23 protein-coding genes are annotated in these 24,151 nt (G+C 68.2%); 8 read left to right on the plus strand and 15 right to left on the minus strand.

The window, feature by feature from the left end:
* The 3 genes from IF67_RS0136565 to IF67_RS0136580 all read right to left on the minus strand — a co-directional run.
* On the minus strand, positions 1 to 976 hold a 976-nt coding region (locus IF67_RS0136565), incomplete at its 3' end, for an ABC transporter ATP-binding protein (protein ID WP_234341590.1).
* Positions 977 to 1,304: 328 nt separating this feature from the next.
* Positions 1,305 to 2,867: a PTS ascorbate transporter subunit IIC gene (locus IF67_RS0136570; RefSeq protein WP_030993091.1), complete on the minus strand. Its 1,563-nt coding sequence runs from the start codon at positions 2,865 to 2,867 to the stop codon at positions 1,305 to 1,307.
* A gap of 409 nt (positions 2,868 to 3,276) precedes the next feature.
* The gene (locus IF67_RS0136580; RefSeq protein ID WP_030993093.1) at positions 3,277 to 4,107 is read right to left on the minus strand and encodes a PTS sugar transporter subunit IIA; all 831 of its coding nucleotides are present in this window, start codon (positions 4,105 to 4,107) and stop codon (positions 3,277 to 3,279) included.
* 182 nt (positions 4,108 to 4,289) lie between these two features.
* Between IF67_RS0136580 and IF67_RS0136585 the strand changes: the two genes are divergently transcribed.
* Together IF67_RS0136585 and IF67_RS0136590 are read left to right on the plus strand one after the other, a co-directional pair.
* Positions 4,290 to 5,381, plus strand: a complete 1,092-nt coding sequence (locus IF67_RS0136585; protein ID WP_234341592.1) for a hypothetical protein — start codon at positions 4,290 to 4,292, stop codon at positions 5,379 to 5,381.
* 82 nt (positions 5,382 to 5,463) lie between these two features.
* Entirely contained in the window at positions 5,464 to 5,997 is a 534-nt protein-coding gene (locus IF67_RS0136590; RefSeq protein ID WP_030993097.1) for a hypothetical protein, read from the plus strand.
* 447 nt (positions 5,998 to 6,444) lie between these two features.
* Here IF67_RS0136590 and gntA read toward each other — a convergent pair whose 3' ends face one another.
* Entirely contained in the window at positions 6,445 to 7,227 is a 783-nt protein-coding gene (gntA, locus tag IF67_RS0136595; protein WP_199812846.1) for a guanitoxin biosynthesis heme-dependent pre-guanitoxin N-hydroxylase GntA, read from the minus strand.
* Between the two features lie 292 nt (positions 7,228 to 7,519).
* On the opposite strand from gntA, the gene IF67_RS0136600 reads away from it, so the two are divergent.
* Complete coding sequence (locus IF67_RS0136600; RefSeq protein WP_030993101.1) at positions 7,520 to 8,191, plus strand: DNA alkylation repair protein; 672 nt, start codon at positions 7,520 to 7,522, stop codon at positions 8,189 to 8,191.
* A 99-nt stretch (positions 8,192 to 8,290) separates the two neighbouring features.
* Here IF67_RS0136600 and IF67_RS0136605 read toward each other — a convergent pair whose 3' ends face one another.
* The 4 genes from IF67_RS0136605 to IF67_RS0136625 form a co-directional block, all read right to left on the minus strand.
* On the minus strand, positions 8,291 to 8,656 hold the full coding sequence (locus tag IF67_RS0136605; protein ID WP_030993103.1) for a peptidase inhibitor family I36 protein: 366 nt from the start codon (positions 8,654 to 8,656) through the stop codon (positions 8,291 to 8,293).
* 394 nt (positions 8,657 to 9,050) lie between these two features.
* On the minus strand, positions 9,051 to 9,749 hold the full coding sequence (locus tag IF67_RS0136615) for a class I SAM-dependent methyltransferase (protein WP_030993105.1): 699 nt from the start codon (positions 9,747 to 9,749) through the stop codon (positions 9,051 to 9,053).
* Positions 9,750 to 10,922: 1,173 nt separating this feature from the next.
* Positions 10,923 to 11,150, minus strand: a complete 228-nt coding sequence (locus IF67_RS0136620) for a DUF5133 domain-containing protein (protein WP_030993107.1) — start codon at positions 11,148 to 11,150, stop codon at positions 10,923 to 10,925.
* Between the two features lie 229 nt (positions 11,151 to 11,379).
* A complete protein-coding gene (locus IF67_RS0136625) occupies positions 11,380 to 12,240 on the minus strand; it encodes an RNA polymerase sigma factor SigF (protein ID WP_030993114.1) in 861 nt (286 codons plus the stop codon).
* 295 nt (positions 12,241 to 12,535) lie between these two features.
* On the opposite strand from IF67_RS0136625, the gene IF67_RS0136630 reads away from it, so the two are divergent.
* Entirely contained in the window at positions 12,536 to 12,706 is a 171-nt protein-coding gene (locus tag IF67_RS0136630; protein WP_030076893.1) for a hypothetical protein, read from the plus strand.
* A gap of 365 nt (positions 12,707 to 13,071) precedes the next feature.
* Here IF67_RS0136630 and IF67_RS0136635 read toward each other — a convergent pair whose 3' ends face one another.
* The gene (locus tag IF67_RS0136635; protein WP_030993117.1) at positions 13,072 to 13,971 is read right to left on the minus strand and encodes a SigB/SigF/SigG family RNA polymerase sigma factor; all 900 of its coding nucleotides are present in this window, start codon (positions 13,969 to 13,971) and stop codon (positions 13,072 to 13,074) included.
* A gap of 336 nt (positions 13,972 to 14,307) precedes the next feature.
* Between IF67_RS0136635 and IF67_RS0136640 the strand changes: the two genes are divergently transcribed.
* Positions 14,308 to 14,634, plus strand: coding sequence for an STAS domain-containing protein (locus IF67_RS0136640; protein ID WP_234341593.1), 327 nt, complete (start codon positions 14,308 to 14,310; stop codon positions 14,632 to 14,634).
* Positions 14,635 to 14,741: 107 nt separating this feature from the next.
* On the opposite strand, the gene IF67_RS0136645 is transcribed toward IF67_RS0136640, so the two are convergent.
* From IF67_RS0136645 to IF67_RS0136670, 6 genes are all read right to left on the minus strand, one after another.
* On the minus strand, positions 14,742 to 15,290 hold the full coding sequence (locus tag IF67_RS0136645) for a ferritin-like domain-containing protein (RefSeq protein WP_030993122.1): 549 nt from the start codon (positions 15,288 to 15,290) through the stop codon (positions 14,742 to 14,744).
* Between the two features lie 179 nt (positions 15,291 to 15,469).
* A complete protein-coding gene (locus IF67_RS0136650; RefSeq protein WP_030993123.1) occupies positions 15,470 to 17,314 on the minus strand; it encodes a glycoside hydrolase family 15 protein in 1,845 nt (614 codons plus the stop codon).
* On the minus strand, positions 17,311 to 17,538 hold the full coding sequence (locus IF67_RS0136655; RefSeq protein ID WP_030076910.1) for a DUF6458 family protein: 228 nt from the start codon (positions 17,536 to 17,538) through the stop codon (positions 17,311 to 17,313). Before IF67_RS0136655 ends, IF67_RS0136650 begins: the two co-directional genes overlap by 4 nt.
* A gap of 134 nt (positions 17,539 to 17,672) precedes the next feature.
* The gene (locus IF67_RS0136660) at positions 17,673 to 18,041 is read right to left on the minus strand and encodes an ATP-binding protein (protein WP_234341594.1); all 369 of its coding nucleotides are present in this window, start codon (positions 18,039 to 18,041) and stop codon (positions 17,673 to 17,675) included.
* Between the two features lie 242 nt (positions 18,042 to 18,283).
* Positions 18,284 to 18,673, minus strand: coding sequence for an ATP-binding protein (locus IF67_RS39895; protein ID WP_051819021.1), 390 nt, complete (start codon positions 18,671 to 18,673; stop codon positions 18,284 to 18,286).
* A gap of 219 nt (positions 18,674 to 18,892) precedes the next feature.
* Positions 18,893 to 19,246 (minus strand): hypothetical protein, encoded by a 354-nt coding sequence (locus IF67_RS0136670; RefSeq protein WP_030993127.1) that lies wholly within the window; start codon positions 19,244 to 19,246, stop codon positions 18,893 to 18,895.
* A gap of 1,127 nt (positions 19,247 to 20,373) precedes the next feature.
* Here IF67_RS0136670 and IF67_RS0136675 point away from each other — a divergent pair.
* The 3 genes from IF67_RS0136675 to IF67_RS0136685 all read left to right on the plus strand — a co-directional run bounded on the left by IF67_RS0136675 (position 20,374) and on the right by IF67_RS0136685 (position 24,146).
* Positions 20,374 to 21,216 carry an SAM-dependent methyltransferase gene (locus tag IF67_RS0136675; protein ID WP_051819030.1) on the plus strand — a complete coding sequence of 281 codons (843 nt, stop codon included), beginning with the start codon at positions 20,374 to 20,376 and terminating at the stop codon, positions 21,214 to 21,216.
* Between the two features lie 192 nt (positions 21,217 to 21,408).
* Positions 21,409 to 23,016, plus strand: coding sequence for an aldehyde dehydrogenase family protein (locus tag IF67_RS0136680; protein WP_324608906.1), 1,608 nt, complete (start codon positions 21,409 to 21,411; stop codon positions 23,014 to 23,016).
* Positions 23,013 to 24,146, plus strand: a complete 1,134-nt coding sequence (locus IF67_RS0136685) for an acyl-CoA dehydrogenase family protein (protein ID WP_030993130.1) — start codon at positions 23,013 to 23,015, stop codon at positions 24,144 to 24,146. The genes IF67_RS0136680 and IF67_RS0136685 overlap by 4 nt, the downstream gene beginning before the upstream one ends.
* The last annotated feature ends 5 nt before the right edge of the window (positions 24,147 to 24,151 follow it).

Genomic DNA, 24,151 nt, shown 5'->3' on the forward strand with positions numbered 1-24,151 from the left:
GGGTGGGGGTGGCTGAGGTGCCGGGGGCCGGGGGCGGGGTGGGCGAGGTCAGGGCCGCGCGGCGGCGGGCGCGCAGGGCGGACCGGAGTTCGTCGGGGGTGCCCAGGGCACGGATCCGGCCGCGGTGCATCAGGGCGAGGCGGTCGCAGTACTGGTCGGCCTCGTCCATGTAGTGCGTGGTCACCAGCACGGTCATGCCGGTGGCGGCCCGTACGGCATTGATGTGTTCCCAGACGCTGGTGCGGGCGATCGGGTCGAGGCCGATCGTCGGCTCGTCGAGCATCAGCAGGCGGGGCGCGCTGACCAGCGCCTGGGCGAGTTCGAGGCGGCGGATCATGCCGCCGGAGTACGTCCCGGCGAGGCGGCCGGCCGCGTCGGTGAGGCCGACCGCCTCCAGTGCCTGGTTGACGCGTGCGGCGCGCTCGCGACGGGCGACGTCGAAGACCCGGGCGAACAGTGTGACGTTCTCGCGGCCGGTCAGTCCGGCGTCCGCGGACAGCTGCTGCGGCACGTATCCCAGCAGCCGGCGCACCGCCATCCGCTCCTTCGCCGCGTCGTGCCCGAAGACCCGCACCATGCCGGCCGGGACGGGCAGGAGGGTGGTGATACAGCGGATCGCGGTGGTCTTGCCCGCCCCGTTGGGGCCGAGCAGGCCGAAGACCTCGCCGGGGCGGACGGAGAGATCGACGCCGTCCACGGCCCTGGTCTCACCGAAGGCGTAGCGCAGGGCCCGGCAGGTCACGGCGTCGGGGGCGGTCTCGTCCGGGCCGGGGGCACTCGTGTGGGGGCCTGGAGCGGTCGCGTCCGGGCCGGGGACGCTCGCCTGTGGGCATGGAGCGGTCACGTAGGGGCCGGGAGCGGTCACGTCCGTACCGGTGGCATCCGGGGCCGGGGCATCCGGTGTGGGCGGACCGCCCGCCGGCCCGGCGGCGGGGCCGTACGCCCGCCGCGGCCTTCCCTCATCGTCGGTGGTCATGCGCCCGCCGCCTCCTCGTGCAGGGTGTGGGCACGCCCGCAACGCCGGAAGGGCCCTGTCGGCCTCGGGCCGGCGCACAGCCTGGAGCGGTGGTCGTCGGTTGCGATCTCGCGGCACGGATCACCGGCCCGGCCGAACTGGCCGAGCAGGGTGAAGACCGAAAGGCCCGTGGGACAGCGCGCGGGGAACTCCCCTACAGCCATGGTCCGATTTTAGTTCTGAGCGAGAGGCAGTGGCCGGGACGCGCGCGGCACGGGGCATCCGAACGGCCCAGCCGGAAGCCGAGCCGTACGGTGCGCACGGGGGCTTGCGCCCGGCACGGACCGGCTCAGCTCCCTTCGGGAGGCGGTGGCGGGGTCGGCGCCCCCGCCGGCGGCGCGATCTTCGCGTGGCCCCAGGTCGGCGCCGGGTCCGTGCCGGATACCGCCGCAGCCGTGCGCGGCAGGAAGGCATCGCGGCGGGCACCCGGGTCCCAGCCGGTGTCCACGACCCGCCTCTGGAAGAGGATCGCGCCGCCCAGGAGAACGGCGCCGAGGGCCAGCATCAGGATGCTCCCGCCGGTGGCGCCCGCCTTGGCGGCGTTACCGATCAGGGTGCCGAACCAGCCGAAGTCGGCGTCGCCGAACGTGGTGTTCTCCTTGCCGAACGCACCGAGCACCTTGAGCAGCAGCGCGGGCAGGAACGTGATCAGCACACCGTTCAGGAAGGCGCCGACGACCGCACCGCGTCGGCCGCCGGTGGCATTGCCGTAGACGCCGGCCGCGCCACCCGTGAAGAAGTGCGGTACCAGCCCCGGCAGGACCAGCGCGAGGCCGAGCGCCGGGTGGCCCACCCAGGTGAGCAGGGCGAGGCTGACCAGGCCGCCGACGAAGCTGGCGAGAAAGCCGATGAGCACCGCGTTCTGCGCGTACGGGAAGACGATCGGGGCGTCGAGGGACGGCACCGCACCCGGTACGAGCTTGCCGGCAATGCCCTGGAACGCCGGGACCAGTTCGCCCAGGATCGTACGGACGCCGAAGAGGATCACCGCTACCGCGATGCCGAACTGTAGGCCCTGCATGACGGACTGCATGACGTAGTTGCCGAGGTCCCCGGCCGCGCTGCCGCCGTCGGACGCGAACGCCTTGAACGCCGTCGTCCGCCCGGCCCGGGCCAGATAGACCAGCGACATGATGACGTAGATCAGCACCATGGACAGCGCTGTGGCGACCATCGAGTCCCGCAGAAAACGCAGGCCCTCGGGCAGCTTCATGTCCTCCGTGCTGCGGCTGCGTTTGCCGACGAGTTGCCCGGTGGCGCCCGCGACGATGTACCCGGCGGTGCCGAAGTGGCCGATGGCGATGCTGTTGTTTCCGGTGACGCGCTTGGTCCACGGATGCGCAAAGGCCGGCATCGCCACCAGCAGAATGCCCAGCAGCAGTCCGCCGACGACCACCACACTCACCGAGGACCGGCCGGAGGTCGCCAGGACCATGGTCAGCAGGGTGGCCATGAAGAGCATGTGATGGCCGGTGAGGAAGACATACCGCAGTGGTGTGAAGCGGGCCAGCATCAGGGCGACCGCAAAGCCGAGGATCATCAGCCAGGCGACTCGGGCGCCGAACTGCGCCTGGGCGATCCCGACGATTGCCTCGTTGGTCGGGATCACACCGTGCGCGCCGGTCGCGCCCTGGATCATGCCGCCCAGCGGGGCGAGGGAGCTGACCACCAGTCCCGCTCCGGCACCGATCAGCAGAAAGCCGAGGGTCGCCTTGATGGCACCGCCGACCACTTGACCTGTGGTCTTCTTCAGCGCGATCAGGCCCGCCGCCGTGATCAGGCCGATCAGATACGCGGGTTGGCTGAGGATCTCGTTCACGAGAAACGTGGCGAGGGATATGAGCCAGTCCATGGTGGCCGTCCGTCCTCCCGGCTCTGCCGCTGGGATGGGGCGTGGTGGGTGTCAGACCTCGTCTGTCGGGCAAGGGCTGTCAGACGCTGCATGTCAGACGTGGCGTGTCAGGTATGCCGTCAGGCGTTGTATGCCAGGTGTGGCGTGTCAGGTGCGGCATGTCACATGTGATCAGTCCGCGTGGTCGGTCCGGCGTCGTAGTTCAGGTGCCGTAGTTCAGGTGCCGTAGTTCAGGTGCCGTATGGCGGGCGTGCGTTCCGGATGCCGTGCCTCGGCCTTCGTGTCCCGGGCGGCATGGGCCGGACGTCGTATCTCGGGGGCCATCTATGAGCGGCCGGTCTCGGGGGCCACCATGAGCGGCCGGACTTGGACGCCGCCCTCGCACGTCGGCCGCCCTCGGACGCCGCACTCAGACGTCATAGGTGTCGCGGAGTATGCGGTCGGCCTCGGGACCGCTGGTGAAGTCCTCGACGACCTTCACCGGTACACCGATCTCGCCCAGCGTCCTGGCGATCTCCCGGGAGGTGAGGATCGCGACGGCCTCCGACGCCTTGCCCTTGGCCGAGATGGTGTCGGTCGCCTCCACCGTCACATGGCGGGACCAGCCCCAGCGGTCGAGCACCTGCTCCAGCGTGTTCTTCAGGAACAGGCTCGTGCCCACGCCATTGCCGCACACGGTAAGGATCTTGTGTACAGCCTTCTCGGCTGCCGGCTGAGCGTTCCCGGCCCGCCGTTCGTCTCCGGCCTGCTCACCTACGGTCTCCTCCTGCCCCCGGTCATCGCGCTCCCCGTCCGGCCCGGCGAGCACCGCAAGCAGTGCCTCCGCGTCCGCCGCATCCTGAAGGGCCTGTGTGGTCGCCGGGTCGGCGAGCAGCTGAGCGAGTGCGGCCATCGCCGCCGTATGCGCCCCGGAGTCCTCCGCGGCGAGTCCCACGACCAGATGCACCGGGTCGTTCGACTCATGGCCGAATTCCACCGGTTGTTCCAGGCGGACCCAGGACATTCCGGTCCGGAGCACGGCGGAGGAGGGGCGGGCATGGGCGAAGGCGAAGCCAGGCGCGATGACGAGGTACGGCCCGTTCTCCTCGACATTGCGGATCATCTCCGCGGTGTAGCCGTCGGTGGTGGCGCCCGTCTCCACCATCAGTCTGCCCGCCGCACGTATCGCTTCCTGCCAGTCCGCCACCCGGACGTCGAGGCGTACGGCCGCCTTGGGGAGAAGATCATTCAGCGCTGCCATGGCAGGGGACTCTACATACGCGCAGGTGACCGGCGCACGGGTGCGGAAGCAGGAATTCCGAGGGATTTCCCGGAACTGGCCCCCCGCCCAACGGCCTTGACAGTCACCTGTGGGCGGAGAAGCCTCATTGTTTCGGCAGTTGCCGGATGTCGGGGGATACCGGGGGAATCGGGGGACTCATCGTGAGGTACACCTCTGCGCGCACAACGGACGGGACAGCGGCGATCGCGGACGGAACACCGGCGGACGACATGAACCGCACCACCACCACGCAGGTGACGCAACAGTCCCGACCGACTCGACGGACCCGGCGGACCCGGCGGACCCGCAGCAGAGGCCGGGCGGCCGCCCTCGGCACAGCGGCGCTCGCTCTCGTGCTGCCGCTGGCGGCCTGTTCGTCGGATGGGGAGAGAGGCGGTCCGGCGGGCGGCTCCAGCAGTTCGTCGGCCGGTTCGGCGCCGTCCCCGAGCCCGACCCCGACCGTCGACCCGGCCACCTACCGCCACGCGCTCACCGGCACCCTCGGACCGCTCGACAGCGCACTGCGCGCGGTCGACCGCGCGCACGAAGGCGGTTCGCTGAACAAGGCGCTGGACACGGCAGCGACCAAGGCCGACACGGCCGCGATGACTCTGCAATCCATCGCCACACCGGACAACGCCATCACCGGGAACAGCCAACTCGCCCGCGCTTTGAGGGAGTTGGGCCAGGACCTCAAGAGCGCTCGCGGCACCGGCGGCCGCTGCGCCACCTCACCACGCGTCGAACTCGGTACGGCCCGAGGCCCGCAGAGCGTCAAGGAGGCCGGACGCGCGCTCACCGCCCTCGGTTACGACGCCACCCTGCGACTGCCGCGTACGGAGCAGGCCAAGCATCGACGGCTGGGGAACGGAGCCTTCGTCCGCGACGGCAGCCGTGGCGGCCTGGGGCGGCTCACCGTCCGGAACGGCACCGGCACGGATGCGGTGGTGACGCTGACCCGCGGCACACGGACGGCGTTCTCCGTATACGTGCGCACGGGATCCAACGCCACCGTCCGCAGCGTCAACAGCGGCTCCTACACGGTGTACTTCACCACCGGCGAGGACTGGAACAGCGCGAAGAGCTCGTTCACCCGCGAGTGCAGCTTCGAGAAGTTCGACGACACGGCGAACTTCCGGACGGTGCGGGTGGCGGGCGGGACGCAGTACACGGTGCTGACGTTCACCCTGAACAAGGTCATCGGCGGCAACGCGTCCACGAGTACGGTGCCGCCGGGCGACTTCCCGTCGTAGTGGCAGTCGAGAAGGCCAGCCGCCACTACGACGAAGCCGCCCGGCGGCCGGTGCGCCGGGGCGGCTCGGTAGGGTGCGGCGGGTGGGCGACAGCGCGTGGTGGACTCTGGCGATCGCGGCGGTGACCGGCGGTACGGCGGTGCTCGCCAGTTGGGTCACCAGCCGCGGCAGCACCCGGGCCGCCAGAATTCAGGCCGAGACCGCCGCACGCTCACAGCGCACCGAACGGCTACGGGAGAGCCGGCGCACCGCCTACCTGGACCTGATCGAACAGACCCACCGGATGGGCGAGTTGTTCTGGGAGATCTCCGCCACGCTCCGGCTGCCCGGCTCCGCCGCCCGTACCACCGCACTCGGCGAACTGCGGGACCGTGAGGTCGCCGAGTACGCGAAGATCCGTCGCTGCGCACGGGTCGTCGAGCTGGAGGGCCCGGCCTCGGCCGCCGCCGCGGCACTCGCCCTCCAGAAGTCGACCCGCCCCTTCTACGCGGCCCTCAGCACCGACCCGTCCGGCGACGCCGACCGCCGTGACGCGTTCGATGCCGCCTACAGCCCCTTCTGGGCGGCGCTGGAGGACTTCGTGGACGCGGCACGCGAGGCCCACCAGAGCGACTGAGCCCTACGAGCGGCCGCGCGCTACGGATGCCGGCTCCGCTACGGCAGCTCACCGGAAGTGAGGAGCGGAGGACGGGCGGCGGTTCGGTCCATCCGGTCGTGGCGGCCGTCGCGGGGTCCGCCTGCCTCTCGGCCTCGGCCGTGTTCGTGAAGTTGTCGGGGGCGAACGCGGGGACGGCGGCGTTTCTGCGCTGGGCGCTGGCCCTGTTTCCCTGGCACCGAACGTCGGCGCCGCGCTGTTGTTGCTCCAGCCGGTCAAGGCATTCGGACTGGGCGTCGCCATCGGCGAACGTCCCACGCCGGCCCAGGCCTGCGGCTGCGCTCTGGTGATCGCGGCCGTTTGGTACAACAGCCGGACCCCGAGGCCCTCAGGTCTTCACGAAAGGCGCCCCCGCCCCATGACCCGTTAAGGACACGGCATCGTGACCGAACGAGGACTCTGGCGGGCTCACCGCTTGTGCTGGAGGAGTCCCTCGGTGAAATCCTCGGTAGCCGGTTCGTGTCGTGAGGTGTAGGGGCACTTCCAGTCTTCTTCCGTGAACCGGCCCGAGAAGTGCCGCGCGGGCTCCTCGTACTCGTACTCGGTGAAACTCGGATTGACGGAGCCGTTGTTCTTGGCCTCACGTCTGCGAATCGCGCCCTGCATCGAGTAGAAATTCTCGCCGAGGTGCATGAACTGCGCGAGCGAGTTGAAGGCGATCGCCGACGTCGTGAAGCGGCGGCTCGCCCGGGAGGAGCCGGGGTGCATGCCCACGATGAAGAACGCATGCCCGCCCGCGTGGAATCCGAAGTTGGGCCGGCCGGGATCGGAGGAAGCACCCGCGTCCAGGCCGTATGTCCGGCTGTCGATGTCATGCATGCATTGCAGGTGCTGCCAGATGAGCTCCTCGTAGGTACGTTCGTCCACCGTTCCGGGCTCGTCGAACGTCGCGACAAAGGTACGGAAGCTCTGGGCGGACAGCAGGGGGCGCACGGTGTCGATGTAGGCGACGAGGTCGCGGTGGTTTCCCTCCGCCGACGCCTCGTCGCCCATTCTTCGATAGTGCCGATGCGTGATGGCCTGGCGTTTCAGCGCGGCGCGGGCCCCCAGGCAGCTGAACTCCCGGGTTTGAATGAATCGCTCCAGTTCGGCGCGTATCGCAGTGTCGCGTTCATGCATGGCGTCGCGTTCACTCATCGTGCCGTGCTCATTCTTCGTGCCACGTTCTTTCTTCGCGTCATGTTCATTCATCCTGAGACCTTGGCTGGATTCGGCGGTTGACCCCACGACAGTGCGGGGTCCCCGGATCCCTCGACAAGCCATAAATCGGACTAAGAGTTCGTCTCGTGTGGCAAATCGGACTGGAGTGGCTTCGCACCGGCGCCGGCAGGATCCCCGTCTCGGCGAGGGGGTGTCGAGACCTGCTGCACATGCGTGAAGCCGCGGCATTTCGTGTCGGTCACTGCCGTCGAACCGTCGTGTACGACAGGAGGCCGACTTCCGTCATAGGCTGAAACTCGCACGTGAGGGACAGGAGGCTGAGATGGCAGAGACGGCGTTGGCCCCGGTCATGGCCGAGCTGGCCGAGCTCGAGGACCCGAAGTCACGCGAGGTGAACGAGAGACACGGTGACGATCACGGTGTGAACCTCAGCAAGCTGCGCGCGCTCGCGAAGCGGCTGAAAACGCAGCAGGAACTCGCCTGTCAGCTCTGGAAGACGGACGACACCGCGGCAAGACTGCTGGCAATCCTGATCTGCCGCCCGAAGGCGTTCGAGCGTGACGAGCTGGACGTCATGTTGCGCGAGGCCCGCACACCCAAGGTGCACGACTGGCTCGTGAACTATGTGGTGAAGAAGAGCCCGCACTCCGAAGAGCTGCGCCTGGCCTGGTCCGCCGACCCGGATCCAGTGGTCGCGAGTGCCGGCTGGGCACTGACCACCGAACGCGTGGCGAAGAAGCCCGACGGCCTCGACCTCACAGCGCTGCTCGACGTCATCGAGGCGGAGATGAAAGACGCCCCGGACCGCTTGCAGTGGGCGATGAACCACTGTCTGGCCCAGATCGGGATCGAGCACGCCGAGCACCGCACCCGTGCCATCGACATCGGTGAGCGCCTGGGCGTGCTCAGGGACTACCCGACTCCCCCGGGCTGCACGTCTCCGTTCGCGCCCATCTGGATCAACGAGATGGTGCGCCGACAGCACGCTGAGTAGAGGGCTCGCGCTCGTGTCGCTGCGCTGCGTTCGGGGCCTCCCGAGGGCTGCCCGAAGGTCCGCTCTCCCGGCGCACCGAATATCGCTGCCCTCAGCGGCTCAGCAGCGGAAGGCGCTCGACGGCAGAAGTGACCTGATCGGGGGCTGGAAGCCGAACTTCTCACCGGGGTTCAGCCGGTGCTTGCTGCCCTTGTAGCCGGGCTTGCTCCAAAGACACCAGTACTCGCTGGTGCGGTTCCACGCCGACCATCCCCCCTTGGGGAGATTCTGCTGCGCCGTGTCGCGGGTGCCCTTCGTATAGGAGGCCCTGGCGCCCTCCTGCTGCCCTCGGGCGTACAGGCAGAAGTGCTCGATGGCGCAGGTGGCGGTGCCATGCTTCGGCGCGGCGAACCCGGCGGGTGCGGTGAGGAGAACGAGGGCAGCCGCGAGGGCGGCGACCCTGCGGATCATGTTCGCGACAGGCACGGCAGTGGGCTCCCATCCGACGGCGATCTTCCACCAGCATCGTTCCGAAGAAGCAAGGCCGCCGCTATCACCCCCTGGGGCGAATCCGAGGCAGCTGACCTTTACCCACGGCGCATGCCTGACGGCGTGGTGCCCGTCCCCAGCAGTCGAGCTACCAGGGTCGCGTCACCGTCGTCCGCCGCCCGCACCAGGTGGTCCACTATGCCCATGCCTGGATGATTCCGTGCCGTCCGGGCGCGGGGAAGACCGGGGCCCGGAAACGCGAACGTCCGCCGGTGGAGCAGGAAACCTGCGCTGCCGGCGGACGTCTACAGGGCGATCGCTCCCGCATAAGCGTGGACGGGAGCGAGTCCTGGAGGGGCCTGGCGTGTGACGGGCCCCTGTGCGGTAAGGGCTAGGGAAGTGTGAAGAAGATCATCGGGTTGTGGTCGCTGTTGCGTACCGGCTCGTCGAGGCCCAACTCCTTCTTGACCGCGGCCAGTTGCTCCGTCACCTGCGGGGCCTTCGCCGTCGACGGCGTGAAGAACTCGATGTTCTGCTCGGCCAGCCACTTCACGATGACCGAACCTTCGCTGAACGGCTTGGGACGCCGGCCGTGGAAGACGTCGTGGACGCTGGTGGGCGTGCGCGGCGGGACGGCCGGGAACAGGTTCTCGATGTACCAGTGGGCAAACCGGGAGCCGTGGTCCGCGTCGATGAAGAGGTAGTCCGCCTCGGCGGGGACCTTCTCCGGGTGCTGCTGGATGTCACCCTTGGTGAACGTCCAGCGATCCGCGGAGAGTTCACTCGGAACATTGCGCACCACGTTGTCGACGATGTCGAACGAGTGCAGATGACCGCTCCCGTTGTCACGGAGCGCGCTCAGGATCCACATCGTGGACCAGCCGTAGAACGTACCGACCTCCACCACGATTTCGGGGCGCAGATCACGGAGCAGCAGATACGTCATCTCCGCCTCGTAGTCGTCGAGCTGCGCCTTCATCGACTTGCCCCGGTCCTTGAGGAACTTCCGCTGGGCGTCACGAACCACCCGCAAGTCGTCCTGGTACTTCGCGTACAGGCTGCTGATGTGCTCGACGGTTATGGATTCCATTTTTCCTCCACCGGGATATTGCATAGTGCTGAGAACGGATCTTGGTTCAGGAGAACGACACACTCGGGGGCCGGTGGATCGTCATGCCGCCTTTTGACGAGCGGACCGGGACGCTTGCCCCGCAGGGCGAAGGACCGGGGACAACGGGCCCGGGGCGGCCCGCAGCGGGGCACCCGGGGCGGGGACCCGGGCCACCGCGATCTGCCGCGCTCTGCCGGTCCTCCGCGTCGGGTGGCGCAGCCGCGGCGCCGCGCCGCACCGGTCCGTAGGGGAGCTGACGGCGGCGGGCGGGACCGGGGCGTGAGGAGACATCCGGGAGCCAGGCACACCGGCCGGGCCGACGGGGTGGCCGCCCCGCAGCATCAGTACGGTCGTGGCGTGCGGGTGCCGGGCAGTGGTGGGGTGGGATGGAGAGCCGTGGCGGGGCAGGCGCGGCGACGGGCGACCGGCTCTCGCGGCGACCGATAGCGCGAGGGCTGTAGCGACGACCAGCAGGCCGCCACTCCCCCACCTCGCAGCTCGCATAGCCGCCGTTCCCCTCCACTCCATGCATGACCGAGGACAACGTTAGAGTCCGCGGCCGGGAACCACATCACGCTCAAGAGCCATTCATGCGTAGCTCTCAGGTATGAGGGCACCCCTGGGCAGCACCGGGGGCGTGTCGACACCCGGGCGGCCTGACGGTACCAGCCGACACCCGTTCCAGCGGGCTGTGTTCAGCGTCGGCACCGAGCGAATCGGCCAAGCGTCACAGAGTGAGGGCCGTCGGCCGTACCGGGGCCGGTCGTGCGGCACGCCCCCGAGCGGACAGGCACAACAGTCCTGGGAGTGCGCATCTGCGGGTCGCCGGCCCGAGAGGAAGAGCGGTCATCGAGCGACCCTGACAGGCCCCGTTATCGTTTGATTATCGCGCTCTTATTGACGCCTTATCGAGGCGCGCGGGCGGGAGCCTGGAGCGGCCCGACCCGGCCGGGCCCGACCCGGCCCGTGCCGCAGTGAGCGTGGCCCTTTCCTGCCGCTGCATCGTGAGTGTTCAGCGGCCCAGTAGGGCTGCGGCAAGGGCGATTGGGGCCGGTTCCATGGTGGGAAGGTGTCCGGAGGTGTCACCCGTGCATCAGCGGTCGGCCGTTTCCGGGGCTACGACCGTGGTCAGCCGGACAGAAGGTCAGCCGGTCAGCCCGCGAGGAGGGAGCCGTTCTTCACGCTGGTGCGAGGCAGTTGGTGGCGGGCGGCGATGAGGGCCGCGTCGACATCGCGGGTTCCGGTGGACACACACAGGGTGTAGGCGACATCGTCCATCCTCCGCCGCACCTCGTCCCTGCCCTGCCGAGCGTGCAGCAACTCCAGCACCTCGTACTCTTCGACGAGTTCCAGCAGCACCGCAGGGTGGGCCCTCAGCATCTTCCGGTTCCTTTCACCAAGCGAAGCGATCAGCGCTGCTGATGCCCGCCGCCCGTCGCCTTACACATCAGTGGCGCGAATTCGCCGGACGAGAAGGACGAGTGGAAGGAACGGAAGGAGCAGAGGGAACGGAACGAGCAGGACTGGCTCGGTGAGGGCATCTGCGAAGGGGAAGGGGCCCCTCATGACGGCTGCTGTGGAACTGCCCCGCGCGCTGCGGGCGGTGGTGTCACCGTTCGGTGAGCATCCCGGCACGGAGCTTGGACAAGGTACGGGTGAGCAGCCGGGAGACGTGCATCTGGGAGACGCCGAGCTCGTCGCCGATTTGCGACTGGGTCATCTCCTGGCCGAAGCGCAGCTCGATGAGGCGCCGTTCGCGTGCGTCGAGCGTGTCGAGCAGCGGAGCCAGCACATGCAGGTCTTCGACGGTCTGGAGAGCCGGGTCGTCCTCGCCCAGGACGTCGACGAGGGTGCGGCGCTGCTCCGACGGGTCCGGGTCGGCGGGGGTGTCGAGCGAGCCGGCGGTGTAGCCGTTGGCAGCGACGATGCCCTCGATGACCTCGTCCTCCGACAGGTCGAGGTGGGCGGCCAGCTCACGGACGGTCGGGTCGCGGTCGAGGGTGGCAGCGAGGTGCTCCTTGGCCTTGGCCAGGTCGCTGCGCAGTTCCTGGAGGCGGCGGGGCACATGGACGGCCCAGCCGGTGTCGCGGAAGAACCGCTTGATCTCCCCGAGGATGTAGGGCACGGCGAAGGTGGAGAACTCCACCTCACGTGAGAGCTCGAACCGGTCGATGGCCTTGATCAGACCGATCGTGCCCACCTGGATGACGTCTTCCATGTCGTCGCCGCGGTTGCGGTAGCGACGGGCGACGTAGCGCACCATCGACATGTTCATCTCGATGAGGGTGTTGCGCGCGTACTGGTACTCGTGCGTGCCTTCGTCGAGGACCTGGAGCCGCTCGAAGAACTGCTTCGACAACTCCTTCGCGTCGCGCGGGGCCACCTTCTGCGGCTGCGTCACCTCCGGCAGCACGGAGTCCGTGGGGGTGTACCGCTGCTCGGTAGTGGTCTCGCTCACGATGGTGGTCATCTCGCCTTCCCGCGCGCCCGGCACCTGCGGACGCTGCTACGGCCGCCTACCCCCATCTCACACAGCCATGCATGGAGGACCGGACGCAGATGCGATCAGGGCTCTGGCCGATGGGTGTGGTGGTGCCGCGCGGTCGCGGAAACCTTCGGGAGCCTCGAATCCTGGGAGTGTCTCTCCTTTCACGGTGTATTAGGTGGAGTGCTTGCCGGCTGCCGGGTGTTCCCCACTTATCCGGGAAGAAACGTTGTGTGCGAGTCCGGGGCCGGGGCACATGATGGCTCGGAGGTTGATAAATATGGTTCCCCTGCTTCTCGTACTTCTTCTCGCGCTTCTTCTTTTCGGTGCCGGATTCGCCCTCAAGGCGCTCTGGTTCGTCGCAGTGGTCGTCCTCGTTATCTGGGCGCTGGGATTTGTCCTGCGTTCCGCCGGAGCCGGCGGCAAGCGCGGCCGGTGGTACCGCTGGTAGCCCGCAGTAGTCCGCGGGAAAGGGGTGGGCCGGACAGCATCCGTTGTCCGGCCCACCCCTTTCCTGTGCCAGCTGAGGCATCATCACCACACCCACGGGCACACGGGAAAGCGCGGCCCGGAGGGCGCGCTGTCCCGCAGGGGACTCACCTCCACCGCAGTGTGCACTCCGGGCCGCTTTCGCTCCCCCACGCCCATTGCGTCGACTGACGCGGCAATGCGGGGGCACGAGGCAGGTTCCACCAACGGAGGGGCCACAGCTTTCACGCTGTGGCCCCTCCGTATGCGCGCACGGCGCAGTGGACGACGCCGGTACGGCGCCCGGACCCGTTTCGGTGTGGCGGCCGGAAACGGGTTGCCCCGGGGTCACTTCTGGCTGAGCATTCCGCTGCGGAGCTGCTTGATGATGCGGGTGAGCAGGCGCGAGACGTGCATCTGGGACACGCCGAGTACGGCACCGATCTGCGCCTGGGTCATCTCCTGGCCGAAGCGCAGCTGGATGATGAGGCGGTCGCGGTCGCTGAGCAGCCGGAGGAGTGCGGCCAGGGCACACCGGTCCTCGACGCGCTCGGTGGCGGGGTCGGTCCCGCCGAGCACGTCGGCGAAGGACAGTCCGCCGCCGCCCTGGGCCGTATCGCTGTCGCAGGGCACGTTCAGGGAGACGGCCGTGTAGCCGTTGCCGGCCACGATGCCTTCGATGACCTCCTCTTCCGGAAGCCCAAGGTGCTCGGCCAGCTCCTTGACGGTGGGTTCCCGGTCCAGGAGGGCGGACAGCTGCTCCGCCGCCCGGGCCAGGTCGACACGGAGTTCCTGTAGTCGGCGCGGCACGTGAACGGCCCAGCTGGTGTCGCGGAAGAACCGCTTGATCTCGCCGAGGATGTGGGGGATGGCGAAGGCCGCGAACTCCGTCCGGCGCGAGCGGTCGAACCGGTCGATGGCCTTGATGAGGCCGATGGTGCCGACTTGGACGATGTCTTCCATCTGGTCGCCGTAGCTTCTGTACCGGGAGGCCACATAGCGCACCAAAGACAGGTTCATCTCGATGAGCGTGTTGCGGGCGTACTGATAGTCGGGGGTGCCTTCGTCGAGTTCCCCGAGTCGTTCGAAGAACAGCGGCGACAGAGCCTTGGCGTCATGGGGAGCTACGCTCCCGGCGTCCTCGATGTGGGGAAGCGGGGTGGAAGATTTTCCGGCGCGCGGTGACGGCCCGCCCGCGGCGGCGCCCGGTAGTTTCGTGTCCGATACGCCCTCGAAAACCGCGTTCATGATTCACCTCCGGAATTCAGGTCGTTTGAGCACGCCCATTGCCCGACGCCGCGGCTCCTATGCATGCCTGTCGAACAATCACCCCGCTGAGTGGCGCAGTCGGTGGACATGGGGGCCATCCGCGAAATTCAGGAATCATTTACACGGAACATGACCGGCCCAGCGGTACACACCTCGGGAGAGCGAGGACGCGGTACCGGAGGGGCTTCGACGAACTGACGGAGCGGGGCCCGTTCGAGGGAAGGCCTTTGCTTCGCCGAACAGTGAGACTGCCTGGAACCTGTGCCCTAAACGCATGACATGCTGGCGCCCATGTACGTTCATACACCGGCTGTGGTGACTCATGCTGTCGAGGACGAGGCCTTCGTCGTCCGGGTCAGCGGGTCCCTCGATCACGACAGCGCTCCTCTTCTGAAAGAGGCATGTGCGCTGGCGCAGGACTCCGGCGCTCCACGTACCGTCATCGACCTGTCTCTCGCCGACTTCGCCGACTCCACCGTGCTGCACGTATTGCTCGCCACGCAGACCGCCCACGACCGGCAAGAGCGCAAGCTGATCGTCGCCGGCCCGCTGCACGACGTCATCCGCCGGCTCTTTGATGTCACCGGCACCACCGACTGCTTCACGCTCGCCGACAACATGCCCCGCGCCCTCGAAGCCTGAGCGCCTCGGCCTCCGCCACCGGCCTGAGCCGGCACGGTGGCGGAGGCGTCATCTCCCGTGGCGGGCAGGAACGGCGGGGCCGGAACACTCTGTACTGCGGGCCCGCGTCAACCGGTCTTCCTGTCCTGCGGAATGCGTTCCAGCAACCCTCGGAGGTCGTCTGCGTGCTCTTCCTCCTTCGCCAGCAATTCCTCGAATACGCGCCGCGTGGTCGGATCGCCGTCCCCCAGCCACTTCGCGATTTCGGTGTAGGAGGCGATGGCGACACGTTCGGCCACCAGGTCTTCCCTGATCATGTCGAGGAGGTCTGCGCTGGCGTCGTACTGGGAGTGCGCCCGCGACGTCAGCGTGTCCGGGTTGAAGTCGGGCTCGCCGCCGAGCTGAACGATGCGCTGCGCCAGTTTGTCGGCGTGCTGTTGCTCCTCCGCCGCGTGCTCCAGGAACTCGGCGGCGACCGGTTCCGAATAGATCCCGGATGCCGTGTAGTAGTGCCGCTTGTACCGCAGGGTGCACACGATTTCTGTGGCCAGCGCCTCGTTCAGCACCTGGAGGACGCGCGTCAGATCGGCGCCGTACGCCTCGGTGACCGGTCCTTTGTCCATCTCGCGGCGGGCGCGCTCGCGGAGGGTTTCGACATCGGTAAGAAAGTCAGCCACGGTCTTCCTGCCCTTCGGTTCTCTTAGGCTGGACAGCGCTTCGCTCGGGAGCCGTGCTCCTATGGCAGGTTCCGAGGAGACGGCAGCAAGTATGCCCATAACCGGTCCGACGGCCGGTGTCATTCCGCCGGCAGCGAGGGGTGTTTCCCTGTTGTGGCGGTACGGCGGAGGCCGAAGGCTCAGCCCATGAAACCGTCCAGGCTTGTGGCCGCACTGATCAGCGCGAGATGGGTGAACGCCTGCGGGAAATTTCCCAGATGTTCGCCGGTCATCCCTATCTGCTCCGCATACAGACCGAGGTGGTTGGCGTAGGTGAACATCTTCTCCAGTGCCACCCTGGCCTCATCGACCTGGCCGGTGCGGGCAAGTGCCTCGACCCACCAGAACGAGCAGATCGAAAAGGTCCCCTCGGTGCCGTCCAGGCCGTCGGGAGACACTTTCGGGTCGTAGCGGAATACCAGGCTGTCCGTGACGAGATTCTCGCCGATCGCCTTCACGGTGGAGCGGAATCTCGGATCCTCCGGCGACAAGAACTTGACCATCGGCAGCACCAGGAGCGAGGCATCCAGAATGCTCTCCGGGGGCTGCTCCGCGTCGCCGCTGAGGCGTTGGACAAAGGTCTGGTCCTGTGCGCTCCAGCCTTGGTCCATGATCTGGTGATAGATCCTGTCGCGTTCCGCCATCCAGCGGCCCAGATCACCCGGCAGACCGCGTTGGCGGGCCATTCTGATCATGCGCTCCACCGCGACCCAGCACATCACCCGCGAATAGGTGTGGCGCTGCTGACCGCCACGGGTCTCCCAGATGCCCGCGTCAGGGCTGTCCCAGTGCTCCAGGAGCCAGTCGAGAATGGCGCACAGGTCTCTCCAGCTCTCGTGCGAAATGCCGGCGCCGTGTTTGTTGAACAGGTAGATGGAGTCGAAGAGTTCGCCGTAGATGTCGAGCTGGAGCTGGTCGGCGGCGCCATTCCCCACCCGGACCGGGGCGGACCGCCGGTAGCCCTCCCAGTGGTCGAGGATCTGCTCGGGCAGCTCGTCATGGCCGTCGATGGAGTACAGCACCCGCAGCGGGCCGCGGTCACCGTCATGTGCACCGGGAAGACAGTCGGTCAGCCAGCTGATGAAGGCCTGCGCCTCGCGGGTGAAGCCCAGGCGCAGCAGAGCGTGGAGGGAAAAGGCCGCGTCGCGAATCCAGACGTAGCGATAGTCCCAATTCCGTTCACCGCCGAGTTGTTCGGGGAGTCCCATGGTCGGTGCGGCGACAATGGCGCCCGTGGGCTCATGGGTCAGCAGTTTGAGGGTCAGCGCCGAGCGGTGCACCATTTCGCGCCAGCGGCCGGTGTAGGTGGACTGGCTCAGCCACTCGCGCCAGAACCGTACGGTGGAACGGAACAGCTCCTCGGCGGCCTCCGCATCGACCAGATCGACGGACGGCTCGGCACAGGACGGTGCGGTGGACTCCAGCGCGAAGAGCACCGACTGGCCCTCTGTCAGGTCGAATTCACCGACGGCGTCCTGACCATCGGCCCGCAGGGTCACGCTGGCCTGGAGCGAGAGTTCCAGTGCCTCGCTGGTGAACCGCACACCGTGCGGCTGGGATTCCACTTTGTGCGGGTCCCGGCCGTAGTTCATCCGCGGGGCGATGACCGTTCGGAGGCGTGCGCCGCCCCGTACGCTGACGACCCGCCGGACCAGACGTTGCCGGTGATGACGGTCTCCTTCTGCCCGTATCGGCATGAAGTCCTGGATCTCGACAATGCCGTTGTCGGTCAGCATCCGCGTCATGAGGATGTTGGTGTCGGGAAAGTAGTACTGCTGTCGTTTGGCCACATCCCCGACCGGGCTGAGGTGCCAGTGCCCGCCGTTCCGCGCATCGAGCAGCGATCCGAAAATGCTGGGTGAGTCGAAGCGCGGGGCGCAGAACCAGTTGATCCGGCCATCGGTCCCGACCAGCGCGGCCGTGCGCAGATCACCGATCAGCCCGTGTTCGGCAATGGGGAGACAGCCGGCCGGCGCGTCATTCACCGGTAGGTACGCGTCTCCTCGACGTCGACCACCGGAGCCCCGGGAGCCGGCGGCTGGACACGGCGGCGCTTGAGGATGCTCACATAGGCCGCCAGGCCGATCACTCCGACGGCCATCATGATGAGCCCGACCACGTCGAGATTGACGCTGGACAGCTGCCAGTCCACCGCGAACGTCAAAATGGCGCCCACCGCAATAAGCCCGATGCATCCGCCGATACCCATGATCACCCTCGCCTTCTGGTGGGAAAACCTGCTGACCTCGCGTATGCCCCGGCGGAGCAGGTTCATGAGTCGAGACGCTTCGGCATGGCGGGGAGCGCGCCGCCGAGTTCAGGTGGCCGCCGCGACTCCGCGGCTCATGGCGACAGGGACGGGCCGGCAGTGCAGAGGGGCAACGTCACACGGATGGTTTTGCCGGTCAGGGTCATGGTGATGTCGACGGTGCGGGCGAGCCGTTGTATCAGGGGCCAGCCGTAGCCGCCCGTGGCGTCGGGGTTCCGAGGGACTGTGGTGGGGCGACGCTCGCTTGCGTCCTCGACCGCCACTTCCAGACACCCCTCGACGATCTGCGCGGTGAACCCGGTGAGCCCGCCCCCGTGCCGCTGGGCGTTGGTGACCAGCTCCGTGGTCACCAGGAGGGCATCGACGAGGGCCAGGTCATCGACCTGGCTGCCGGTCCCGTGCAGCAAGTCGTGCACAAAGTTGCGTGCCTCGGCTGCCCTCACAGGTACTCCCCGCATCACACACTTCCACCTCAATGCGCTCGAGCCGTCCTGGCGGCGCCGCATCCCTTGTCCGCCCGCAGGCGGGCATCACCGGCCGGGGCGCTTCTCTCGCACGGCAGGACGGCAATACTCTCAGGCCCCTTTGCGGGCGCCACAGCGGGCATGGCTATACGGGGCGGCACGCTGTCGACAGGGTGAAGTGCCCGGAGTTGTCATACGGCGTTGTCATGCCGGCGCGGGCATCAGGCGGCCACGCGGTCGAATGCGAGAGGAACGGTAACGGTAATGGCCTTGCCGCCCGCGGTGGGGACAATGACCACGCAGGCGGTGAGTTCCTGAACCATCGGCCACCCATATCCGCCGACCGCGAATTTTTCCCGTCCGGCGGCCGTGGCGGGCTGATGGGGGCTGTGATCGGCGACGGTCACTTCCAGGAGACCGGCCGCGATCCGGGCGGAGAATCCGGAAAGTCCGCCTCCGTGACGCTGGGCATTGGTGACCAATTCCGAGGTGACCAGCACGGCGTCAATGACGGAGCGTTCCTCGATCCGCGGACGGTGCGCGTCCAGCAGCTCATGGACAAGGGCCCGCGCGTCCGCTGCTTTGTTCACCTGGACCTGCTGCGTGCCCATCACGTCTCTCACCTCACCGCCTGATCCCTCTGCACGCCCTGGAGCTCCTCTGCAACCCGCTCGGCAGGCCGCGTAGAAGGTTACTTCCACGAGAAGGTGCTTTGACTGCTTCCCCGGATCCGCGGCTTCACGCCCCATGTGTCCCGACGCCGCGCAGACGGACGCCCCGGGCCGGCCGACCCCCCGGAAGCGACCGGCCCCTCGGGTGCCGAGCCTGAATCACACGCGGGGAAATCCACCGAAATATGCCCCGACCTGGTGGAAGTAGTCAGCACTGCCCTCGTGCTCGCCGCTCTCGAAGGCGGGCGCGTCCTTGATCTCCTGCCGGGTGCGGCCGACGTAGACCTTCTCCTCCTCCTGGTCGATACCGGTCACGGTGCCGGCCGGCAGGACGACGCGGCGGCCGAGGATCCAGGGCCCGGTGCCGACGACGAGGTGTGCGGAATCCACCTCATCCGAATGCTTGTCGACCTTGCCGATACTCCCGTCAATGGCTTCGACGCTATACCCCACAAGGACCGTGCCCGCCCTGTACCCGGAGTCGGGAAGGTATCCCCAGACATTGGCACTCATGCGATATCCCTTCAGTGCGATGCACCATGCGATGCGGCGGCAGGCTTCACCCCGGCCTGTTCCTTCCGATGGCAAAGGGGAGGGGACAAGGGGAGCCGTTTCCGTGTGCCGGTCATCCCGACAGTGCTCTGTTGCCCGGGGGTCTCTTTCCAAAACGGAGAGCGGCGGCGGGGAGCCCGCACCGTCGATTTCTGTTTTCGGACCGAGGCAGAGGCAGAGCCAGGGGCGGAGCGGCCGACTTCCGGCGGGCGAAACACCGCCCACGGGGACGAGAACGCCCCCGCCCTTCGAGCAGCTCGGAATACACAGCTGCCTACCCGGCTGCGGATTCGCGTGGCGCTCCCGTTCGCAGGCCGTCGCCGAGGCAACACTCCGTAATAGCCCATCAGTTGGGGCGCACCCCACTACGGCGCGGCCGTCGCTGCACGCTCCGCTCAGCCAAGCGCCGCGCTCCGCGAAGCCGGCATACGGCATCCCTGACGGCGACTTCACGTCCGGAACGCCGCATGGACGTCCCGAAAAGGACCCGGTCGGCGACGCGCACACCCCCGGCAACTCGACGTCAGTGAGCCGCTGTTGCCGACTTCGTGGCGGGAGACGCCGAGGAAGGACGCGTTGGAGGGGTGGGCGGCGGACCGGCCTTCGAGGAGCTCATTCTTGCCGACATGCGGGGGCGCGGCGGGTGGCTCAAGCCGAGGCGGCGGGGCGCCAGGCCGGCCCCGCCGGTGTCCTGTACCCGACCACTCGGGGGTGTGAGAGGCCCGATATACCGGCCCCGTTCTTCGACGGGTAGTGGCCACATCGCGCGGGCGCCGGCCTTTGGGAAACGCCAGGGAAACGTACAGGAAATGGAAATCGGTGGCCGGAAACCGCCGCCCGCGTTTCACGGTTTCGCGGTCGTACTATTCATCCGTCCGGGTCCTTTGTCAGACCAGCCTTGCTATCGGGCAGTTCATTCACCGTAGGATCCTTTCCAGTTAGGCCGTTTGGCGTATGACGTTGCCATGCCGCATGCCGTACGCCGCACGAAAGGATGCCTTCTTGAATTGGTCGACATGGACCAGTACAGGCTCTTCATCGATGCTTTTCGCCGTCAGGCCGAGCGTGCGCAGGGAAGGAGATTCCCGGTGACGCAGGAGCGTGAAATCGAGCTCGTCGGAGTTTCCGAGACCGCCTTGTGGACCGCGGAAATGCGGGCGAGCGAATCCCGTAAGCAGAACGCATTGTTCAGCGACCCGTGGGCCGGGAATTTCGTGGCGGCGGCCGGTGGGTTCCATGGCCCGCCGGGGGCGGGGGCATTTCAGGTGCTGCTGCCCGAATGGCTGGCGGTCCGTACGCGGTTCTTCGACGACCACTTGAGGGCCGGCGTCGGGTCGGGGTGCCGGCAGGTGGTCCTGCTGGGGGCCGGCCTCGACACACGGGCCTTCCGGCTCGACTGGCCGGCGGGGACGCGGCTGTACGAGGTGGACCTGCCGGCGGTGCATGCCTTCAAGGAGGAGGTGCTGGCGGGCTGTACTCCTGCGGCGGGTGAGCGCATCGCCGTCGGGGCCGATCTGCAAGGCTCCTGGTCAGATGCCCTCCTTGAGGCCGGATTCGATCCGGCGGAGCCCGCGGCGTGGCTGTGCGAAGGGCTCCTCTACTACTTCGAACCCGAGGTGGTGGAGGCGATCGTGACCACCGCGTCCGGGCTCTCCGCGCCGGGCAGCAGCCTGGGCGCCGAATGCCTGAACGCCGATACCGCCCAGTCCTCGTTCATGCGGCCGTGGCTGGAGGACATGGCCGCGGCGGGGACGCCATGGCCGTGGCGGCTGCGGGATTCCGGGAACTGGTGGGGCGGCCACGGCTGGGCCACCGAAGTGGCCGATCTCTGGAGTCTGCCTTATGTCGTGGAGCGGATGGGGGCTTTCCGCAACCTGCTCCAGGGGGGCGAGGAACTCAGCATGCTCCTGGTCACCGGAATGCGAAAGTGACGTACTGATCGTCCTGCCGGACGACCGGAAAGGAGTTCCCTCGGGATGAATCATCTCCAGGTGGAAGACTCGGTCAAGGAATCCTTTTGCACCGGTTTTCCGGATGGCGGGGAGGGCGAAATCGCCCCCGTCGAAAGAGCGGTGCGGCAAGCCGCTCCGCGCGAGTATCACTCATTTGTCGGCGGAGTCGATGTGCCCTCCGACAATGGCGTCTACTGCATGAGCGCGCGGGCCATGCTCAATGACGTATTCGCCACTCTGCGGGCGAAAAGGGCACTGGAACGCGGCAAGGGGGATCCGGGAAATCCGAATGTGCTCGCCCGCTGCTCGGTGGCCGACAGCGAGACCGCCCGGGCGGCGGTGAAAGCGGCGGCCGAGGCATTTCCGCAGTGGGCGGCCGCACCCGCCCGTACGCGGGTCTTCGCGCTCGGCCGGGCCGTGCGCCGCCGGCTGGAGGCCCACCGGTCGGAGATCATCGAGGTGCTGATCCAGGAGCAGCATCCACGCGTCCTTGCGGAGTGGCAGTTCGCGGGGCTTCTCGGCGGATACTCCGAGGAGAACCTCCAGTTCTACGCCGGTCAGCTGCACATGGAGTTCTCGCAGGGACCCCGCAGGATGCTGGTCCGTCGCCAGCCGGACGGCGTCGTCTGTGCCAACCCGCCGCAGAACGCGCCGCTGTCGAGCGTGCTGCTGGCGGCCGCCGCGATGCTCGCCGGCAACACCCTGGTGGTCCGGGTCCCGCGCAGCGCCCCGCTGGGAGCGATGTACGTCCTGCGGGAGATCCTGGTGCCCGCGCTCGAAGAGGCCGGCGCACCCCCCGGGACGCTGAACTTCTTCTGCGCCGCCCCGCAGGAGGTCCTGGAGTCCTGGCTGCACGACCCGGCGGTCGCCGACATCTTCTACATCGGCCCCTCCGACTTCGGGCTCCGCCTGGAGGCGAAGTGTGTCGCCCAGGGCAAGAAGCCGATCCTCGAACTCGCCGGCAACGACGGTGTCGCCGTCTGGCGCGACGCCCACCTCGACCGTGCCGTACAGGCGCTGACCGAGTGCTTCCTCGGCTCCGGACAGATCTGCATGGTCCCCAACTACGCGGTGGTGCACCCCGATATCGCGGATGAGCTGCTGCGCAGGCTCGGCGAGGCCGTGGACGCGCTGCGGCCCGGCTACCCCGACGACCCAAAGACGCTGCTCTCCCCCGTGGTGCGCAGCGAGAAGTTCTTCGCCTTCCTCGATCAGGCGGTCGGTGCGGGGGCCCAGGTCCTGCGGGGCGGACATCGCATCGAGATCGACGGAACCGTCAGCGACAACGGCCCCTTCCTCCAGCCGACCGTCCTGCGGGTGGACGGCCTGGCCGGTGCGCGCCTGGTCGATGCCGTACGGGAGGAGACCTTCTTCCCGCTCCTCCCGGTGGTGGTGGCCGAGCCCGGCGACGACGAGCACGTCCTCGGCCGGATGATCGCGTTCCTCAACGAGAACGCCTACGGGCTGCGGAACTCGGTGTGGGCGCGGGAGCGCCGGGTCATCGACCGGTTCGTCCGCGACGTACGCAACGGAGGGCTGCTCAAGGTCAACGACTCCCACGTCGGCTTCCTCCCCTGTCTGCCCACCCACGGCGGGACCGGCCTGACGGGCGGGGTCTACGGGGAGGCCAACTATCCGCCGCTGCGGACGTCCCGGTTGCAGGGCGTGAGCGTCGCCCACGGCGTGAACCCGCGCGACGCGGTGTTCGGCTCCCCCGCCACCACCGACTGCACCGAATGCACCGACTGCACCGACTGCACCGACAGGAGCGCTTCATGAGGATGCTGGACGAGGCACGGTCCCACTGCGACCGCCTGCTGCCGGGGCTGTGCCCGGCGCTGTCGGGAATCCCGCTCCAGGAGCTGGAGCGGCCGGGCAGTCCCGCGATCGAGCTGTTCCGGAAGTACGGCGGCGCCGGGCTGCTGATCCCCACCGAGCACGGCGGAGCCGGAGCCGGCCCCCGGGACGCGGTACGGACGATGGCAGCCCTCTCGTCGTACTCCCCCTCGCTCGGCGCGGCGGTGGCGATGCACGGCTTCTCCGTCGCCACGCTGCGGGCCGTGCCGGAGAGTGTGAACCCGTTGGTCCCGGTGCTGCTCGGTGCGGTGGCCGGTGAACGGCTGCTGGTGGCGTCCGCGTTCGCGGAGGGCACCTCGGGGCAGGGTGTGCTGACGCCGACGATGGCGGCGCGCAAGGCCGAGGACGGTCGTTACCGGGTCACCGGGTCGAAGAAGCCGTGCAGCCTCTCGCGGTCCATGGACCTGATCACGGCGAGCGTACGGCTGGCGGCGGAGGACGGGGAGGAACCCGAGACCGCGATCGTGCTGATCCCCGCGACGGCCGAGGGCATCAGCGTGCACTCCTTCTGGGACACCCCCGCGCTGGCCGGGGCGGAGAGCGACGAAGTGCGCTTCGACGAGGTCCCGTGCGGCCCGGAGGAGCTGTTGCGGCTGGGGGACGACCCCGCCGACGCCGAACGGCTCACCAGCACCGGACTGATCTGGTTCCAGCTGATCATCTCCAGCGTCTATGCGGGCCTGGCGGCTTCGCTGGTCGAGGAGGTCTTCCGCCGGTCGCGCGGCAGCACCTCGGACCGGGCCGCCCTGGGCGCCGGTCTGCGTTCGGCTCTGCTCCAGCTCGATACCGTCGCGCTGCGCCTGGAGAGCGGTGAGTCCGGTACGGGTGCACTCGCCGACGCGCTGACGGTGCGCTACGCCGTCCAGGACGCGGTGAGTGATCTGTCGGGCCGCTCCGCCGAACTCCTCGGCGGTATGGCCTTCATCAACTCACCCGATGTCGCCTACCGGTTGGCGGCGGGTCGAGCGCTGGCCTTCCACCCGCCGTCGCGCACGAGTACGGCGGCCTCCATGGACGCCTACTTCGCCGGCCGGCCGTTCGTCATGCCCTGAGCTGT

The organism is Streptomyces sp. NRRL S-1813 (genome assembly GCF_000719605.1).
Lineage (GTDB): Bacteria > Actinomycetota > Actinomycetes > Streptomycetales > Streptomycetaceae > Streptomyces > Streptomyces decoyicus.